We start from the raw sequence: 18420 nt of genomic DNA, 5'->3' as shown, positions 1-18420 counted from the left end.
GGAATACCCTTTTCTTTTACATATATTTCTTAAGGACGCCCCAGGCTTGTTCCTTGCCTTCGCCTGTTTCACCAGAGAATAGAAGCAATTCATCTTCTTTTTCCATATTTAGCGTTTGGCGCGTGATTTTCAAGTGTTTCTGCCATTTGCCTTTTGGAATCTTATCCGCTTTGGTTGCAATGACAATCCGGGGCAGATCATAATGCTTCAGGAATTCATACATCGCGATATCATCCTTTGTAGGCGGATGACGCAAATCCACAATCAGAAGCGCAGCGCGGAGCTGGTCTCTGGAAGTGAAGTACGTTTCGATCATTCTTCCCCAAGCATCACGTTCCGTCTTGGATACTTTTGCATAGCCATAACCCGGTACATCCACAAAATGGAGTGCTTCATTTATGATATAAAAATTCAAGGTCTGCGTCTTACCCGGTTTAGAGGATGTGCGCGCCAAGTTTTTTCGATTGATCATTTTGTTGATGAAACTGGATTTTCCAACGTTGGAACGGCCTGCCAAGGCAAATTCCGGTATTGGAGTATTGGGATATTGTTCAGGCTTCACAGCACTGATGACAATATCTGAACTTGTCACTTTCATTCGTTCACACCTACCAATGCATGCTCAAGGACTTCATCGACGTGTGAAACTGGAACAAATGTTAATGCTTTACGGACACTTTCCGGGATATCATCAATATCCTTTTCGTTATTTTGCGGGATGATGATTTTCGTAAGTCCTGCGCGATGGGCCGCTAAAGATTTTTCTTTAAGCCCGCCGATCGGAAGAACCCGTCCGCGTAATGTAATTTCGCCTGTCATGCCTACCTCTTTTCTGATCGGCCTATTTGTAAGGGCCGATATTAACGCTGTTGCAATCGTGATGCCTGCAGAAGGACCATCTTTTGGGACCGCACCTTCAGGGACATGAATATGAATATCATATTTTTCATGGAAGTTCGAATCAATCTGAAGTTTCTCGGTTTTTGAACGGACATAACTGAAAGCAGCCTGGGCTGACTCTTTCATTACATCGCCAAGCTTTCCTGTCAGGATCAGCTTGCCTTTACCTGGTGATAAGGAAACCTCGATTTGCAGCGTATCGCCGCCTACCGATGTGTATGCCAATCCATTAGCTACACCGACTTGGTTCTCGACCTCAGCCTGTCCATAATGGAACATGGTTTTCCCTAAAAACTCCTCGACATTCTTTTCTGATATGACGACCCGCTTTTTATCTCCGGACACGATGATTTTCGCAGTCTTCCGACAGATGCCTGCAAGCTGTCGCTCCAAACTTCGAACACCGGCTTCCCGAGTATAATAACGGATGATTTTTGTAAGAGCTTCCTCACGGATTTGCAGTTGTGTCTTCGTTAAACCATGGTTTTCCAGCTGTCTAGGCAGCAAGTGATCCTTGGCTATATGAAGTTTCTCTATCTCAGTATAACCTGCAATCGAAATGATTTCCATACGATCACGAAGCGGGCCAGGAATCGATCCCAAATTATTCGCCGTCGCCACGAACATGACTTTGGAAAGATCGTAAGTTTCTTCAATATAATGATCACTGAAATTATGATTTTGCTCTGGATCGAGCACCTCCAGCATCGCTGCAGATGGATCTCCCCTAAAGTCATTGGACATCTTATCCACTTCGTCCAGTAAAAAGACTGGATTGATCGTTCCAGCTTTTTTCATGCCTTGAATGATCCTTCCTGGCATCGCCCCTACATATGTACGGCGATGTCCGCGGATTTCTGATTCATCGCGCACCCCACCTAAAGATATACGGACGAAATTCCTATTCAGCGATGAAGCGATCGATTTAGCCAAGCTGGTTTTCCCGACCCCTGGAGGTCCCACCAAGCAAAGGATCGGTCCCTTCAATGAATTGGTCAATTGCTGGACGGCCAGATACTCAAGTACCCGCTCCTTCACCTTTTCCAAACCATGATGGTCCCTGTTCAGGATTTTTTCGGCTTTATGAATATTCAAGTCATCTTTGGTCGCTTTGGTCCAAGGAAGCGAGATCAACCATTCGATATAATTGCGGATGACAGAGCTTTCGGCCGAGCTGGAAGGAACCTTTTCATAACGGTCCAATTCCTTTAGTGCCGTTTCTTTGATATGCTCAGGCATTTCCGCTTCCTCTATCTTTTCGTTGAGAACCTCAATTTCCCCTGTTTTTCCTTCCTTATCTCCCAATTCCTTTTGGATCGCTTTCATTTGTTCTCGTAAATAATATTCCTTTTGAGTCCGTTCCATCGAACGCTTAACACGCTGGCCGATCTTTTTCTCGAGAAAAAGAACTTCTTTCTCGTTATTGATGATCTCGATTACACGGCTTAAACGCTCTTTCATATCAATGGTCTCAAGCACTTCTTGCTTCTCCTTCAATTTCAAAGGCAAATGGGAAGCGATTATATCCGCTAATCGCCCAGGCTCTTCAATATCCGAAGTGGACGAAAACGTTTCACCGGTTATTTTCTTGGACATTTTTATGTATTGTTCAAAATAATCCAGTAGTGTGCGCATTAATGCTTGATGTTCAGCATCCTTTTCATCACTGTCTTCATATATTTTAATCTTGGCACCATAATGTGTCTCATAATCGTAAAATTCCATGACTTCTGCGCGGTTCAACCCTTCCACCAACACCCGGATTGTACCATTCGGAAGCTTCAGCATCTGTTTTACCTTTGTTAAAGTTCCCATTGTAAATAAATCTTCTTCACCTGGTTCGTCCAACGAAACATCTTGTTGTGTCGTCAAAAATATAAGATGGTCTTCCACCATTGCTTTCTCAAGGGCTTGTACCGATTTATCTCGGCCTACATCTAAATGAAGTACCATCGTTGGATATACAAGCAGTCCTCTAAGCGGCAGGAGGGGGACGATGATTTCTTTATCAGTCATTTCCTGACACCTCCATCTAATTAGTATCGTCGTTGTAAACTATTTACCCATGTTCTCAACCTTTTAACAATTCTATCCTATTTATATAGAAGTGTCTATTCGTTTACCTTAACACGTTTCGACTGCTATTATTATCTCCAATATTAGATAAAAAAGCACGTCTCAATGCGTGTTTATTTTATACTTCAGGTTTGTCCGGAACGCCAATATGGTCCTTAAAATGCCCCGGTTCTTGTTTTTCCCGGGGCATCTCCTTTATACACTTTCTTTTTTTGATAGGTCCAAGGTTGTGAGGATTTGTTCCGACATCAATTCTTTTTTCAATGCCTGATCCAGCACTTCTTTCACATTTGAAACGGGAATGATTTCTATATCCTTGATTTCAGATAGAAGTGGCTGCATGTTTTCAGCTGGGATGATTACTTTCTTTGCCCCGGCCAGTTTTGCTGCCTTTATTTTCGGAATGACACCGCCGATCGGTTTAACGCCGCCATGAATGCTTATTTCTCCAGTCATTGCCACTGTGTGATCAACAGGGATTTTATAAATGGCCGAGTATATGCCCGTGGCCATTGCAATTCCTGCAGAAGGGCCATCTACTGGACTTCCGCCTGGAAAGTTCACATGGATATCAAATTGACCGGCAGGCACTCCCATCGACCGTAAAACCGTAATGACATTTTCAATTGAACCTTTTGCCATGCTCTTGCGGCGAACCGATTTGCCGCTTCCACCGCCGATACTTTCCTCTTCAACGATACCAGTAATATTTATCGATCCTTTTTCATCAGTAGCGGCCATGACCGTAACCTCGATTTCCAGCAATGCCCCGCTGTTGGGACCATAAACTGCAAGACCGTTGACAAGACCTATTTTAGAATTCGCTTCTATTTTTCTATCCATTCTTTGTGTCAGCTGACTGCTATGGGCCATCCAATCTATATCTTCTTCTCTGATAAAAGTCCTGTTTTCATTAATTGATATACCAGCAAGGGTCTGAATCATGTTGACAGCTTCCCTGCCATTTCGGGCATAATCCGAGATCGACTGCAAGCCTTTTTCACTGATGGTGATTCCCACTTTATCTGAGGCATTCTTAGCCACGGTGATTATTTCCTCACGGTCAAGTTCACGGAAAAACACTTCTATGCATCTTGAGCGTATCGCAGGCGCGATTTCATTCGGTGTTCTTGTTGTGGCCCCAATCAATCGAAAGTCAGCCGGCAGTCCATTTTTAAAAATATCATGGATGTGAGTGGGAATATTTTGATTTTCCTCTTGATAATAAGCACTTTCAAGAAAGACCTTACGATCCTCCAATACCTTTAACAGTTTATTCATCTGTATTGGATGAAGCTCCCCTATTTCATCTATGAACAGTACGCCTCCATGAGCATTGCTGACTGCACCCTGCTTTGGCTGCGGAATGCCTGCCTGTCCCATTGCCCCGGCTCCTTGATAGATTGGATCGTGCACAGAACCAATGAGCGGATCGGCAATCCCCCGTTCATCGAACCTGGCTGTGGTGGCGTCCAATTCAACGAAAACGGCTGAATTCTTAAAAGGGGACTTGCCATTTTTCTTCGCCTCTTCCAAAACAAGTCTGGCAGCTGCCGTTTTCCCTACCCCTGGAGGACCGTAAATTATCACATGCTGGGGATTAGGCCCGCATAAAGCAGCTTTTAAAGATTTAATCCCATCTTCTTGACCGATGATTTCATTAAATGTGCTTGGTCTGACTTTCTCTGCCAATGGCTCTGTTAACGAAATCGATCTCATTTTCCGTAATTGGTCCATCTCCTTACGTGAATCACGGTCAATGGAAACTTTTTGTGTCCGCTGGCCTTTCAATAAGTTCAAAAAATACAATCCAATAATAATCCCAAAAAACAGCTGGATAAACAACGCCAATCCTGTCCAATTCATCGTATTCCCTCCTGCACTCTCCTAGTTTGTCATTTCTGTTAGTATCTCCTTTGGAAGGGCGATATTATCCAAGAAATTCGTGTTGAAAATTTTGGCGTTTTTATCCTAAGTAACAACAAATTGAAAAAAAGACAAAGGAAAAGACTGCCAGGATGAACCGGCAGTCTCAGACTGTAAACAACTCGAAATTAACTGGTTTTACCTACTGTTTTGAGGTTTTAACGTTGATTTCCACTACAGGCACTCGCTTTCCGCGGGCGGTCCGGGAGCCTCCTCGGCGCTCTGCCCCTGCGGGGTCTCCCTTGGACGCGTATTCCCGCAGGAGTCTCGTACCTTACGTTACAATCAACTTTGGTCTATAAACAAAAAGACTGCCAGCATTAACTGGCAGCCTTTCTTTTCCATATTATCAAGCAGATGTTTTCTTTTCTTGTCCTTTGATGGTTGTACCGTCTTTAAGGACGAGCTTTGGAGATTCATTTTTCGAAATCGTGCTGCCTGTGATTACACATTTTGCTACATCATCACGTGAAGGCAGATCGAACATCACTTCAAGAATGATGCCTTCGATGATGGACCGCAGACCACGTGCACCAGTTTTACGTTCAATTGCCTTTTTAGCAATTTCACTTAGCGCTTCCTGTTCGAATTCCAATTCAACATCGTCTAGTTCAAGCAACTTTTGATATTGTTTAACAAGGGCATTTTTCGGTTTTGTCAGGATTTCAATCAACGCAGCTTCATCCAATTGCTCAAGAGTCGCAATTACCGGAAGACGACCGATGAATTCCGGAATTAATCCGAAACGAAGCAAGTCTTCAGGAAGGACTTTTGAAAGCAATTCTTTTTCTGCAACATCATCCTTTTTCACGTCAGAGCCAAATCCAATGACTTTTTGACCAAGACGGCGTTTGATGATCGGTTCGATGCCATCAAAGGCACCGCCGCAGATGAACAAAATATTGGTCGTATCGATTTGGATGAATTCCTGATGTGGATGTTTACGTCCACCTTGTGGCGGAACGCTTGCAACCGTTCCTTCAAGGATTTTCAATAATGCTTGTTGCACACCCTCACCAGACACATCACGTGTAATAGAAGGATTTTCCGATTTACGGGCAACTTTATCGATTTCATCAATATAAATGATGCCTTTTTCCGCTTTTTCCACATCATAATCAGCGGCTTGGATCAGCTTTAGAAGGATGTTTTCGACATCTTCCCCAACATATCCAGCTTCTGTCAATGAAGTGGCATCAGCAATCGCAAATGGAACATTCAGTAAGCGCGCCAATGTTTGCGCAAGAAGGGTTTTCCCGCTTCCCGTCGGTCCGATCAGGGCGATGTTACTTTTAGAAAGCTCCACATCGTCGACTTTGCTATTGGAATTGATACGTTTATAATGGTTGTAAACAGCGACAGCCAAAGATTTCTTTGCCTGTTCTTGTCCAATAACATATTCGTCAAGAATTTCACGGATTTCCATAGGTTTAGGAACATCCCTGAATTCTACTTCTTCATCAGTGCCCAGCTCTTCTTCGACGATCTCCGTACAAAGTTCTATACACTCGTCACAAATATAGACACCTGGACCAGCAACCAGTTTACGGACTTGTTCTTGTGTTTTACCGCAAAAAGAACATTTTAACTGTCCTTTTTCATCATTAAATTTAAACATGTACGTTCACCCCTTTAAATACTCTTCCAACTCTATTACATAGCGGTACCCAATCGTAATGAAAAAAAACGAGGCACACATCTACTTAAACATTCCAAAATCCCTAGTATGTTTTGCATTTTATCATGTTCTTGGAAGTTTAGTAACAAAAATGCTCACGCGTCCGAGTTGTTAAATAAGTACAATAATCAATCAATATGTATTTGCCCTTTACCAGTCTGCCCAAAACTTTGGATTTTTAAAAGCAGGATTTGCTGTATAAATATGTATATGCGGTATTAGAACTAATCTACACTGAAATCCAAAAAAAATCAATCAGGAAATAACCGATATTTGAAATTTACACTAATTCTCAATATGTATAAAACAAGGCACGATTACTCGCGCCTTGTTTTTTAAAGGAAATATTTAAATCTACTTATTTATAAAAATTATTTTGCGTCAACTGTTTTGCTGTTTTCTACCAAGAAGTCAATTGCTTTCTTAATTTTAAGATCGCCTTTGATTCCTTCTAAGTTTCCAAGAGCTTGTTTGATCGCATCAACTTCCATATTGTACATAGTAGCCATTTGTGCAAGTTCAGCTTCTACGTCTTCGTCAGTCGCTTCAAGTTTTTCAACTTCAGCGATTGCTTCAAGAGTTAGGCTCGTACGAACTTGTCCTTCAGCTTCTTCTTTCATTTGCGCTTTTAAAGCTTCTTCGTCTTGACCTGAGAATTGGTAGTAAAGCTCCAAATTCAGACCTTGAGATTGAATGCGTTGAGAGAACTCATTCATCATGCGGTCAACTTCATTTGAAATCATCGCTTCAGGAACGTCCATTTCTGCGCCTTCAACAGCTTTACCAATTACAGTGTTTTGAATGAAGTTTTCTTCTTCGTGCTTTTTGTCATGCTCTAATTTATGTTTTGTTTTTTCTTTAAGTTCAGCCAAAGTTTCCACTTCGTCGTCGACATCTTTCGCGAACTCATCATCCAACTCAGGAAGTTGTTTTGTTTTGATTTCGTGAATTTTCACTTTGAATACTGCTGGTTTACCTGCAAGTTCAGCAGCATGGTATTCTTCAGGGAATGTAACTTCGATATCTTTTTCAGCGCCAGTTTCAAGACCGACAAGTTGCTCTTCAAATCCTGGAATGAAAGAGTTTGAACCGATTTCCAATGAATGGTTTTCTGAAGCTCCGCCTTCGAATGCTTCACCATCAACGAATCCTTCAAAGTCAAGAACAACTGTATCGCCTTCAGCAACTTGTCCTTCTTCTTTAACGACAAGCTCAGCTTGACGCTCTTGTAAAGTTTTCAATTCGTTTTCAACATCTTCGTCAGTTACTTCAGTATTGAATTTTTCAACTTCAACACCTTTGTAATCTCCCAATTTAACTTCAGGCTTAACTGTTACAGTTGCAGTGAAGATCAGGTTTTCGCCTTTTTCCATTTTCTCGATGTCGATTTCAGGACGATCTACAGGCTGAATTCCAGCTTCTTCGACAGCATTTGCATAAGCATCTGGAAGAATGATATCAAGCGCATCTTGGTAAAGTGATTCTACGCCGAATTTTTTTTCGAACATTTGACGTGGCATTTTACCTTTACGGAAGCCAGGTACATTTACTTGTTTCACTACTTTTTTGAAAGCTGCGTCTAAACCTTCGTTTACTTTTGCAGCGTCAACTTCAATTGTTAGTACGCCTTGATTACCTTCTTGTTTTTCCCATTTTACAGACATGTGTTTCCCTCCAAAAAATCTATATACTTCAATAATAAGCATTGGATGAATATGCTTTGCAAGTGTTAACAAGTCATCCTTCAAATATACCCAAAAAATATTGGGGAAATCGTCAAAATTAGACGAATATACATTACAACCACTACATTATACCACAGGATTAATCTGTTACAACAGCAATAGCTTAAATAATGGGATAAGAAATTTCTTCAATTTCTTTTATATAGGAAAGAATATCCGCAATGCTTTCCTCATCAGCCTGGTACAGGTCCGCTAAGTCCCTACCGAAAACTTCCCCGGTCATGTATTCTTCCGCCAAGGCATGATAGGCAGCTGCCCATGCAGGAAAGCTTTCAGGTCCGGGTTCAAAAGGGAACAATAAAAAAGAATGACGTTCAATCAAACTATGGACCATTTCAAATAAGCTCGGATTATCCTGACTGATTTCCTCTTCGGTCAGTCCGGTTACCTTCTTATAGAAGTCCGTCTCCTTCAAACTTTTCAATTCCCTTGGTATGACCGACTTCGATTGATTGAATTTCCTCAACGTCACTTCCTCGTTATATTCCTGGTCGATAAGAATGTTAAGGAGCATCGTTTTAAAGAAAGGGTGTCCCTCTTCTTTTTGTAGAAATTTTTCGATTTGAGGGATAAATGGTCGAATATTGATATTCGTTAGTTTTGAAATGACCATTAGCATTTCATTATCCGTTTTCCCTTCAAAAAGTTCATCCTCCTGCAATTCCTCTGAAAGCTGCTGATTTTGCCTTTCCTTCTCCTCTTTTTTATCCTCAAGGGCCCTTTTACTGAACTGAAGCATCTTTTCGAAATGTTCCTCTTTATCAAAAGGAATTTGGCTTTCTTCAAATAGCAGTTCGATCGTCGTGACCATTTCCTGATGCTCGCCTAATTGCAGCAGTACCATCAAATAAATATTGATCAGTTGAAAATAGTCACCGATGCCTTTATTCAGCATCTCTATACACAACTCTTTTGACTCCTTGTAATGCTCAAGTTCGACTAGTGAGACCACTAGTCCCATGCAAACTTCATCATTCTCGGGCTCATACTCCCTGGCTTGGCTGAAAAGCTGTGCAGCCGCTTTAAAGTTTCTGTTTCCAAGCTCATCCAGTCCCTTTGCTATCAGCCTATCACCGAGATTTGGAAAGGCGATAATCTTGGTTTCTTCGGCCTTCTTTTGGTTATTCTCATTATCCATCCTATTTTCCGCCTCACCGTTCGCTTTTTGAGAAACAGTTTAGCATGTAATAGTAGGAAACACAAAATTTATATGGGGCGGATGAACACCTTTCTCTCTTTCCCAGATAAAAAAATCCCGCATCCTTTCTAAATCTAGAAAGGAGAACGGGATATGACCTTCTTCTATTAATATTAAATGCTCGAAACAGCCTTTTTTTGAGATTCATAGGCAGAAATCTCTTTATCATATTGAAGCGTTATCGAAATTTCATCCCAGCCTTTGATGAGCATTTCCTTCCAATATGGATGAATTTCAAAGCTTGCTTCAAACCCTTGACCATCATTCAATGTCTGATTGGGGAGGTCGATCGTCAACTCATAGTCAGGTGCCGACACTCTCTCCATTAAATAGGTTACTTCAGCCTGGGTTAAAGCGATGGGGACCATGCCATTCTTCATGCAATTACTTTTAAAGATATCAGCATAAGACGGAGCGATGATGATATCGAATCCATAATCTTTCAATGACCAAGGGGCATGCTCACGCGAAGAACCGCAGCCAAAATTTTCTCCTGCTATTAAAATGGACGTGTTTTGATTATGAGGCTGATTCAATTCAAAATCAGGACGCTTCTGTCCATTTTCATCAAAACGCCAGTTATAGAATAAAAATTCGCCAAATCCGCTTCGCTCAATCCGTTTTAAAAATTGCTTTGGAATGATTTGGTCCGTATCCACGTTTTTACGGTCAAGTGCCGCCGCTCTTCCTTTATATATAGTAATGGGTTCCATTCTATGCACCTCCGGTTAATTCGTATTCTTAATGGACTTGTTCAGTTCTTTTCAAATTCCTAATATCTACAAATTTCCCATGAATGGCGGCCGCGGCAGCCATAGCCGGACTAACCAGGTGCGTTCTTGCTCCAGCGCCTTGCCTGCCTTCGAAGTTCCGATTACTTGTGGAGGCACAATGCTCACCGGACGGAACCACGTCAGGATTCATGCTCAGGCACATGCTGCAGCCCGATTCACGCCATTCGAAGCCCGCAGATTTGAAGATTTCATCCAACCCTTCATCTTCCGCTTGCCTTTTGACGCTTTGTGAACCGGGAACGACCATCGCCCGAACTCCTTTTTGAACAGTTTGGCCTTCGATCATTTCTGCAGCTTGCCGTAAGTCCTCAATGCGCGAATTGGTACACGATCCTATGAAAACATGTTGTACGGGAATTTCCGTGATCGGCATACCTTCCTTAAGACCCATATACTCAATGGCTCGATTCAGTTCCTTGGGATCCATGATATCTTCCGCGAAGGTAGGCACTTTACCGTCCACGCCACTAGCCATTCCAGGATTCGTCCCCCAGCTCACCATCGGTGGAATCAAACTGCCATCAAGAATGATTTCTTGGTCATAAACTGCATCCTCATCACTGGAAAGTGACTTCCAGTCCTGAACACATCGCTCGAACTCTTCTCCTTTCGGCAAATATTTACGACCTTTCAAATAAGAGAAAGTGGTTTCATCGGGAGCTACCAGCCCCGCTCTTGCCCCGCCTTCGATCGACATATTGCAAACCGTCATTCTCTCTTCCATCGACATATCCCGGAAAACTTCCCCACAATACTCAATGATATGTCCAGTACCGAAATTGACGCCGAATTTAGAAATCACATATAAAATGACATCTTTCGCCATCACACCATGACCAAGCTTGCCATTAACCTCAAGCTTTAATGTTTTCGGTTTAGTTTGCCATAGGGTTTGTGTAGCCAAAACATGCTCGACCTCACTCGTACCGATTCCAAACGCAATCGAGCCAAACGCACCATGTGTGGAAGTATGACTGTCTCCGCAGACAATCGTCATTCCTGGCTGTGTAAGCCCTAATTCCGGCCCGATAACGTGAACGATACCTTGATCCGGGCTGTCTAAATCAGCAAGGCGGATGCCGAACTCCTTACAGTTTTGTTCAAGCGCCTCTAGTTGTTTCCTTGCAATATCATCCTCGATGAAATAGCGGTTAACGGTTGGCACATTATGATCCATTGTCGCGAAAGTACGGTCTGGTCTTCTGACTGTGCGTCCTTTTAATCTCAATCCTTCAAATGCTTGCGGAGAGGTCACTTCATGAATATATTGAAGGTCTATATAAATTAAATCCGGTTTATTCTCCTCTTCATTTACAATATGGCGATTCCATATTTTCTCTATTATCGACTTTCCCATCACTATCCCACCTCGATCAATCTTGTGTTTTTTTAAAAAACACGGCCTATTGTTAGGCCGTGAAAGAAGTTTATGCGTAAGCTCCCATGATATTGGAAATGGCTTCCTGGTCTAAAAGATTTGCTTTTATTTCTGCGATCATCTCTGAAGTGGATGTAATATTTGGTTGGCCATTTGCGATGTCGCCTGTTCTTAAGCCATATTCAAGGACCGTTTCCACAGCTTGCTCAACGGCTTTCGCCTCATCTTCCAAACCAAAGGATAGACGAAGCATGGAAGCCGCTGATAAAATCGTCCCAATCGGATTAGCCAGGTTTTTGCCTGCGATATCCGGGGCGGAGCCATGAATCGGTTCATATAGATTAGGCCCATTTGTTGATATGGAGGCGGAAGGAAGCATTCCAAGCGAGCCAGTCAATACCGACGCTTCATCGCTTAAAATATCACCGAACATATTCTCCGTCACGATAATATCAAATTGTTTCGGGTTTTTGATCAATTGCATGGCCGCATTATCAACAAGCATATGTTCAAGGATTACATCCGGATAGTCCTTGGCAATTTCTTCAGCCGTCTCACGCCACATCCTGCTTGATTCAAGAACATTCGCTTTATCCACGGATGTTACTTTTTTCTTGCGATCCGATGCTAATGCAAAAGCAAGTTCAATGATGCGCTTCATTTCGCTTTTCTGATAGAAAAGTGTATCGACGACCGCCTCTTGCCCTTCTTTTTCCACGCGCTCACTTGGCTTTCCGAAATAAAGGCCGCCTGTCAGTTCCCTGACAATCACGAAATCCACATCTTCAATGAATTCCTTTTTAAGAGGAGAAGATTCCGACAAGCTGGAATAATAGCTGATTGGACGGATGTTAGCATAAAGATTCAAATCTTTGCGGATTTTCAACAAACCTCGTTCTGGTCTTAGGTGCGCAGGCTGGTCATCCCACTTAGGTCCTCCAACGGCCCCTAATAATACCGCATCGCTGTTTTTACAAATCTCCACTGTTTCATCCGGCAGGGGTGCACCTGTGTTATCGATGGCCCCGCCGCCAATCTCACCATATTGAAATTCAAAATCGTGTCCATATCTTTGGGCAACGGCTTCGAGGATTTCTACAGCGCCTCTTGTTACTTCTTTCCCGATGCCATCTCCTTGAAGCACCGCAATATTCCTTTTCATCGAAATCTCCCCTTCCTATTGTAATACTGCTTTTTCTTCCAGTTCCTTCATGATGATCACACGGTTCACAGCGTTCAAATACGCTTTGGCGGATGCTTCCAAGACGTCCTGATCAAGACCCCTGCCGCTTGTTTCCACACCGTTATAATCAATTTTTACAAAAACCTGAGCAAGGGCATCCATTCCGCCGCCCACCGATTGAATTCGATAGTCCAGCAAGCTGATCTCGCTGCCCAAACATCTTTCAAGCGTGTTATATAAGGCTTCTACACTTCCTGCACCTGTAGCCGCTTCCTGAATCTCTTCATTATCGCCTTTTTTCAGCGTGACCGTTGCTGTCGCCGTCTGATGGGTACCATGGGAAATCTGCAAGGAAATCATGTCATAAAAACTGATATCCGTCGCTTTCTCTTCAAGCACTAGCGCAACGATATCTTCATCCGTCATGTTCTTTTTATTATCGGCCAATTCCTTGAACTGAATGAATAATGAGTTCATTTCCTCATCCGTTACCGTAAAATTCAACTCTTGTAATCTTTCTTTGAAAGCATGGCGTCCTGAATGCTTTCCTAAAACTAACGAATTGGACGAAACCCCGACAAGTTCTGGTGAAATGATTTCGTATGTCGTTTTTTCTTTTAACACGCCATCCTGGTGAATGCCAGATTCATGTGCGTATGCATTGGCACCAATAATGGCTTTATTAGCAGGTACTTGCATTCCCGTAAGGCGGCTGACCAAATCACTGGTCCTTTTTATTTCATTCAATACAAGACCCGTTTCCGCTTGATAGAAATCTTTACGGATGTAGAGTGCCATGGCCACTTCTTCAAGGGCCACGTTTCCGGCACGTTCCCCAATTCCGTTGATTGTGCCTTCGACTTGCGTAGCTCCGCCTTCGATGGCAGCCAATGAATTGGCCGTCGCCATTCCAAGATCGTCATGGCAGTGTGCGGATAAACTAACTTTATCAATAGAAGGAACATGTTCACGAAGGTATCTGAAAATGTTTCCGTACTCGATTGGAGCTGCATATCCAACAGTATCCGGGATGTTAATGACCTTGGCACCAGCCTGAATGACCGCTTCAACGATTTCAGCCAAATAGTCAAGTTCTGTACGGCTTGCATCTTCTGCAGACCATTGTACGATCGGAAAACGCGCTGCCCCGTACTTGACCATATCAACTGCCTTTTCAATCACTTGCTGCTTCGTCATTTTCAACTTATATTCACGATGAATGGGCGAAGTGGCGATGAAAGTATGCAACCTTGGTTCTTCCCCGCCCCTTAATGAATCCCAAGCTGCATCGATATCGCCTTTTACAGCGCGCGCCAGCCCTGTGACAGAGCTGTTTTTGATTTTGCGCGCGATTTCCTGTACGGAGTTGAAATCCCCTTTGGATGCTGCCGGAAAACCGGCTTCGATAATATCAACACCTAATCTTTCAAGCTGATAAGCAATTTCAAGTTTTTCGGTAAAATTCAAATTTACACCGGCTGATTGCTCCCCATCTCGAAGTGTAGTTTCAAATATATTAATTTTTCGCAACGGCTACCACTTCTTTCTCTTTTTGTTGAGGTTTTACGAATGGCATCATTTTTCTTAATTCACGGCCAACCACTTCGATTTGATGTTGGTTTTCACGATTATTGATAGCATTGAAGACTGGACGATTCGCTTGGTTTTCCAAGATCCATCCTTTAGCGAACTCACCGTCTTGGATGTCTTTCAAGATCGCTTTCATTGCCTCTTTCGTAGTTTCCGTCACAACGCGTGGTCCAGAAACGAAATCTCCCCATTGAGCTGTGTCAGAAATGGAATAGCGCATGTTTTCCATACCGCCTTCATACATAAGGTCGATGATTAATTTAAGTTCATGCAAACACTCGAAATATGCTACTTCCGGTTGGTATCCAGCTTCTGTCAATGTTTCGAATCCAGCTTTCACAAGGGCAGTCAATCCGCCGCAAAGTACTGCCTGTTCTCCAAATAGATCCGTTTCCGTTTCTTCTTGGAATGTAGTTTCCAAACCGCCAGCTCTTAAAGAGCCGATTCCCCGAGCGTACGCAAGGGCCAAATCTTTTGCTTCACCCGTAACATTCTGATAGATGGCGAATAATGCCGGCACCCCTGCGCCTTGTTCATATGTACGGCGAACAAGATGTCCCGGACCTTTTGGAGCGACTAATAATACATCTACGTCTGCCGGAGGAACGATTTGATTGAAATGGACGTTGAATCCGTGTGCGAACATTAACGCTTGACCTGCGCGCAATACCGGCTTGATTTCTTCTTGGTATACTTTCGGCTGAGTTTCATCCGGTAATAGGTTCATGATCACGTCTGCCTGTTCAGCTGCCTCTTTCACCGTGTAAACATTGAAGCCGTCTTCCACCGCTTTATCGAAGGATTTACCTTTCCTGATTCCGATGATTACATCTACACCGCTGTCACGTAGGTTTTGTGCATGTGCGTGTCCTTGTGAACCATATCCGATTACCGCTACCTTTTTATTGTTGAAGAAATTCTCGTTTGCTTCTGCGTTATAATATACTTTTGCCATAATAATTACATCTCCCTTTTCATCATTGTTTTTTGTTTTGGTTTGTTTTGGTTTGTTTTGGTTTTTATTTTTATTTTTATACGATTGTCGCACTCTTAGCGTGTGCAATTTGCATTCCACGCGGGATGGCGGCTGTCCCTGTCCTTGCCAATTCCTTGATGCCATATGGCTTGATCAGTTCAATGAAGGCTTCGATTTTATCCGATTCCCCTGTGATTTGAACTGTCAGGCTATCTTTACTGACATCAATAACTGAAGCTCGGAAGGGTTCGATGACTGAATAAATCTCGGCTCGGGTTTGTGTAGTCACCAATATTTTAATGAGTGCAAGTTCCCTCGCCACAATCGATTGATTCGTAATATCATATACTTTCAAAACATCGATCTGCTTATTCAATTGCTTGGTGATCTGTTCAATGACAGCTTCGTCATCAACATCGACCACGAAGGTCATCCTTGAAATGCCATCCTGTTCGGAAGGTCCGACAGTCATGCCTTCAATGTTATAATTTCTTTTCGTGAACAGGTTCGTAATCCGATTCAGGACGCCTGGCCTGTTGTTCACTGTGAGGCTAAGAATTCCCTTCATTGATTAAACTCCTTCCATTTCATCAAGCCCTTTTCCTTGTGCTACCATCGGAAAGACATTTTCATTTTGTTTTACCCGGAAATCAATCAACACTGGACCATCAGTCTTTAACGCTACATCCAGGCAGTTGCTTGCTTCTTCCTCCGTCGTCACTTTGTACCCCGGAATTCCATAAGCATCAGCCAATTTCACGAAGTCCGGATGCGATTGAAAAATACTGTGCGAGAAACGTTTTTCATGAAATAGTTCCTGCCACTGTCTTACCATACCTAGTGCCCCGTTGTTGACGATGATGATTTTGATTGGCAGATTCATTTCGGCAATGACTGAAAGTTCCTGCAGGCACATCTGGAATCCACCATCCCCAGATATGGAAAGCACCGTCGCTTTCGGATTCGCCAGTTGCGCTCCGAGAGCCGATGGTAAGCCAAAGCCCATCGTCCCCAATCCACCGGAAGTGACCCATGAATTCGGTTTGTTAAATGGATAGTATTGCGCTGCCCACATTTGATGCTGTCCAACATCCGTCGTAACGATGGCTTCCCCATTCGTTTTTTCGTGAAGCATCTGGATGACCCGCTGAGGTTTCAATACGCCTTCTTCATGGGTATAACGCAATGGGAACTCTTCATTCCATGCAGTAAGCTGTGTTGTCCATTCATCAATTTCCGGTTTCTTGCCATTTTGCGCAATCAACTCTGCCAGTGCTTCCTTGGCACTTCCGACGACCGGAATTTTTGTCGGCACATTTTTACCGATTTCCGCTGGATCAATATCGATATGGGCCACCGTTGCATGCTGTGCGAATTTCGCTAGGTTCCCAGTCAATCGATCATCGAACCTGGCACCGATATTGATTAATAGATCACATTTCGCTAACGCCATGTTTGCTGCATAGCAGCCATGCATACCACCCATACCGATAAAGAGAGGATGTTCCGCCGGAAAGCCCCCAAGACCCAATAAAGTGTGGACGACGGGAATGCCTTGCTGCTCGACATATTCCTTTAATAGATGGGAGGCCTTTGCATGCAGGACACCTGCCCCTGCAAGAATGACCGGTCTTTTCGCCCCGCTTACGGCTTCAACAAGCTTTCTGATCTGTAAGTAATTCGGCTTGGTCGTCGGCTGATAGCCCGGGAGATTCATCTCTGGCTCCTCTTCAGTCGATACACCTTCTATAATGGCCATGTCCTTAGGTATATCGATTAATACTGGACCGGGCCGTCCGCTTGAAGCGATATAAAAAGCTTCTTTTATAATGCGCGGAAGGTCTTCCGGCCTCCTTACCTGATAGTTATGTTTTGTGATCGGGGTAGTAATCCCCAGTACATCAGCCTCCTGGAAAGCATCCGAGCCAATTACACTGGTAGCTACCTGACCCGAAATTACCACAAGCGGTAAAGAATCAATCATTGCATCGGCCAAACCGGTGACAATGTTCGTTGCCCCTGGACCGGATGTAACTATGACCACTCCCGGCTTGCCGGTAATCCTGGCGTATCCTTCCGCTGCATGAATCGCACCTTGTTCGTGCCTTGTCAAAATATGAAAAAGTTCTGAACTGTAAAGCTTGTCATAAATCGGCAATACAGAACCTCCCGGATAACCAAATATGACTTCAACATTTTCCTTTTTCAATGCATTCAGCAGAAATTCAGCACCAGTATAATGTTTCTTTCCACTTTTCCGATCAGCAACAACTGACTTTTGTGTCATTTCGTAAAAAACCTCCTTCTCTTTTCTATTGAATATTTCTTAACATTCAGAATTTTCAGCTTTTTATGCATACAAAAAAGCCTTTTCACCCCAAATGTACTTGCACTCGGCAAGTTAAAGGGGTGAAAAGGCTTGATGAGCCACTCCACGGTACCACCCTTTTTCGCATGAAACTCCATGCGCACTTTGAATAGCCTACACTATTCTCTGTTTTGGTAACGGGTACTGGTACGCACCCGTTCAGCCCTACTAGTCTGACGTTCAAGCTGAAACTCCAAGGTGAGTTCATCTTTCGGGACAATACCGGCTCTCAGCTACCCGGCTCTCTGTGACTGCCTTTTTAAAAGACTACTTATCCTCTTCAATGCTTTTCGCATTATTCATATTTTTTGAAACGCTTATGTTTGATGTCTTGTATTTGTGATTATCTTACGTGTATTTCAGGTAGTAGTCAACAGGTTTTTTTAAATTTTTTGATAATTCTAAATTGAAAGATTTGTTGTATCCGCTTACATACCTATCATGGCCACATTCTATAAAAAAAGTTTTTTCAATATTTAATTTTTAAAAACGTCAGATATCCCATTAAAATTATTAAAGTGATAACAAAACTTCTCCACTGAAATATCCTCGCACTACGCACATGATGCCAGTCACTAGTATTAGTGTTCTCAAACAGCGGATCATCC

Annotated in this window: 13 protein-coding genes and 1 other annotated feature; all 13 genes read right to left on the bottom strand. The window is 43.0% G+C overall.

What is annotated here, in order from left to right; translation table 11 throughout:
* Positions 1-16 precede the first annotated feature (16 nt).
* The 13 genes from yihA to ilvB all read right to left on the bottom strand — a co-directional run bounded on the left by yihA (position 17) and on the right by ilvB (position 17731).
* A complete protein-coding gene (gene yihA, locus ACQKMF_RS03770) occupies positions 17-598 on the bottom strand; it encodes a ribosome biogenesis GTP-binding protein YihA/YsxC (RefSeq protein WP_063232814.1) in 582 nt (193 codons plus the stop codon).
* Positions 595-2916 (bottom strand): endopeptidase La, encoded by a 2322-nt coding sequence (gene lon / locus ACQKMF_RS03765; protein ID WP_402938777.1) that lies wholly within the window; start codon positions 2914-2916, stop codon positions 595-597. The genes yihA and lon overlap by 4 nt, the downstream gene beginning before the upstream one ends.
* 255 nt (positions 2917-3171) lie before the next feature.
* Positions 3172-4842 carry an ATP-dependent protease LonB gene (gene lonB / locus ACQKMF_RS03760; protein ID WP_101222810.1) on the bottom strand — a complete coding sequence of 557 codons (1671 nt, stop codon included), beginning with the start codon at positions 4840-4842 and terminating at the stop codon, positions 3172-3174.
* 409 nt (positions 4843-5251) lie between these two features.
* Positions 5252-6520, bottom strand: a complete 1269-nt coding sequence (gene clpX / locus ACQKMF_RS03755) for an ATP-dependent protease ATP-binding subunit ClpX (RefSeq protein WP_101222811.1) — start codon at positions 6518-6520, stop codon at positions 5252-5254.
* Positions 6521-6951: 431 nt separating this feature from the next.
* Positions 6952-8244, bottom strand: coding sequence for a trigger factor (gene tig / locus ACQKMF_RS03750; RefSeq protein ID WP_101222812.1), 1293 nt, complete (start codon positions 8242-8244; stop codon positions 6952-6954).
* A gap of 184 nt (positions 8245-8428) precedes the next feature.
* Complete coding sequence (locus ACQKMF_RS03745; RefSeq protein WP_402938782.1) at positions 8429-9463, bottom strand: tetratricopeptide repeat protein; 1035 nt, start codon at positions 9461-9463, stop codon at positions 8429-8431.
* Between the two features lie 173 nt (positions 9464-9636).
* The gene (gene leuD, locus ACQKMF_RS03740) at positions 9637-10236 is read right to left on the bottom strand and encodes a 3-isopropylmalate dehydratase small subunit (RefSeq protein WP_427571825.1); all 600 of its coding nucleotides are present in this window, start codon (positions 10234-10236) and stop codon (positions 9637-9639) included.
* A gap of 28 nt (positions 10237-10264) precedes the next feature.
* The gene (leuC, locus tag ACQKMF_RS03735) at positions 10265-11674 is read right to left on the bottom strand and encodes a 3-isopropylmalate dehydratase large subunit (protein ID WP_427571823.1); all 1410 of its coding nucleotides are present in this window, start codon (positions 11672-11674) and stop codon (positions 10265-10267) included.
* 70 nt (positions 11675-11744) lie between these two features.
* The gene (leuB, locus tag ACQKMF_RS03730; protein ID WP_402938788.1) at positions 11745-12857 is read right to left on the bottom strand and encodes a 3-isopropylmalate dehydrogenase; all 1113 of its coding nucleotides are present in this window, start codon (positions 12855-12857) and stop codon (positions 11745-11747) included.
* A gap of 15 nt (positions 12858-12872) precedes the next feature.
* A complete protein-coding gene (locus ACQKMF_RS03725) occupies positions 12873-14408 on the bottom strand; it encodes a 2-isopropylmalate synthase (protein WP_101222817.1) in 1536 nt (511 codons plus the stop codon).
* Complete coding sequence (ilvC, locus tag ACQKMF_RS03720) at positions 14395-15423, bottom strand: ketol-acid reductoisomerase (RefSeq protein ID WP_101222818.1); 1029 nt, start codon at positions 15421-15423, stop codon at positions 14395-14397. Before ilvC ends, ACQKMF_RS03725 begins: the two co-directional genes overlap by 14 nt.
* Before the next feature lie 76 nt (positions 15424-15499).
* Positions 15500-16012 carry an acetolactate synthase small subunit gene (ilvN, locus tag ACQKMF_RS03715; RefSeq protein WP_101222819.1) on the bottom strand — a complete coding sequence of 171 codons (513 nt, stop codon included), beginning with the start codon at positions 16010-16012 and terminating at the stop codon, positions 15500-15502.
* 3 nt (positions 16013-16015) lie between these two features.
* Complete coding sequence (gene ilvB, locus ACQKMF_RS03710; protein ID WP_402938793.1) at positions 16016-17731, bottom strand: acetolactate synthase large subunit; 1716 nt, start codon at positions 17729-17731, stop codon at positions 16016-16018.
* 115 nt (positions 17732-17846) lie between these two features.
* Positions 17847-18105, bottom strand: a binding site (T-box leader).
* Positions 18106-18420 lie beyond the last annotated feature (315 nt).

Origin of the sequence: Peribacillus sp. NPDC101480, assembly GCF_050277335.1 — a bacterium.
GTDB lineage: Bacteria > Bacillota > Bacilli > Bacillales > DSM-1321 > Peribacillus.
The sequence above is the reverse complement of the archived record's forward strand: the minus strand, read 5'-3'. Positions and strand labels throughout refer to the sequence as shown.

Bases quoted from the DNA above. Each gene is read 5' to 3' on its own strand.
- yihA (WP_063232814.1), bottom strand. From the start codon at position 598: ATGAAAGTGACAAGTTCAGATATTGTCATCAGTGCTGTGAAGCCTGAA.
- lon (WP_402938777.1), bottom strand. From the start codon at position 2,916: ATGACTGATAAAGAAATCATCGTCCCCCTCCTGCCGCTTAGAGGACTG.
- lonB (WP_101222810.1), bottom strand. From the start codon at position 4,842: ATGAATTGGACAGGATTGGCGTTGTTTATCCAGCTGTTTTTTGGGATT.
- clpX (WP_101222811.1), bottom strand. From the start codon at position 6,520: ATGTTTAAATTTAATGATGAAAAAGGACAGTTAAAATGTTCTTTTTGC.
- tig (WP_101222812.1), bottom strand. From the start codon at position 8,244: ATGTCTGTAAAATGGGAAAAACAAGAAGGTAATCAAGGCGTACTAACA.
- ACQKMF_RS03745 (WP_402938782.1), bottom strand. From the start codon at position 9,463: ATGGATAATGAGAATAACCAAAAGAAGGCCGAAGAAACCAAGATTATC.
- leuD (WP_427571825.1), bottom strand. From the start codon at position 10,236: ATGGAACCCATTACTATATATAAAGGAAGAGCGGCGGCACTTGACCGT.
- leuC (WP_427571823.1), bottom strand. From the start codon at position 11,674: ATGGGAAAGTCGATAATAGAGAAAATATGGAATCGCCATATTGTAAAT.
- leuB (WP_402938788.1), bottom strand. From the start codon at position 12,857: ATGAAAAGGAATATTGCGGTGCTTCAAGGAGATGGCATCGGGAAAGAA.
- ilvC (WP_101222818.1), bottom strand. From the start codon at position 15,423: ATGGCAAAAGTATATTATAACGCAGAAGCAAACGAGAATTTCTTCAAC.
- ilvN (WP_101222819.1), bottom strand. From the start codon at position 16,012: ATGAAGGGAATTCTTAGCCTCACAGTGAACAACAGGCCAGGCGTCCTG.
- ilvB (WP_402938793.1), bottom strand. From the start codon at position 17,731: ATGACACAAAAGTCAGTTGTTGCTGATCGGAAAAGTGGAAAGAAACAT.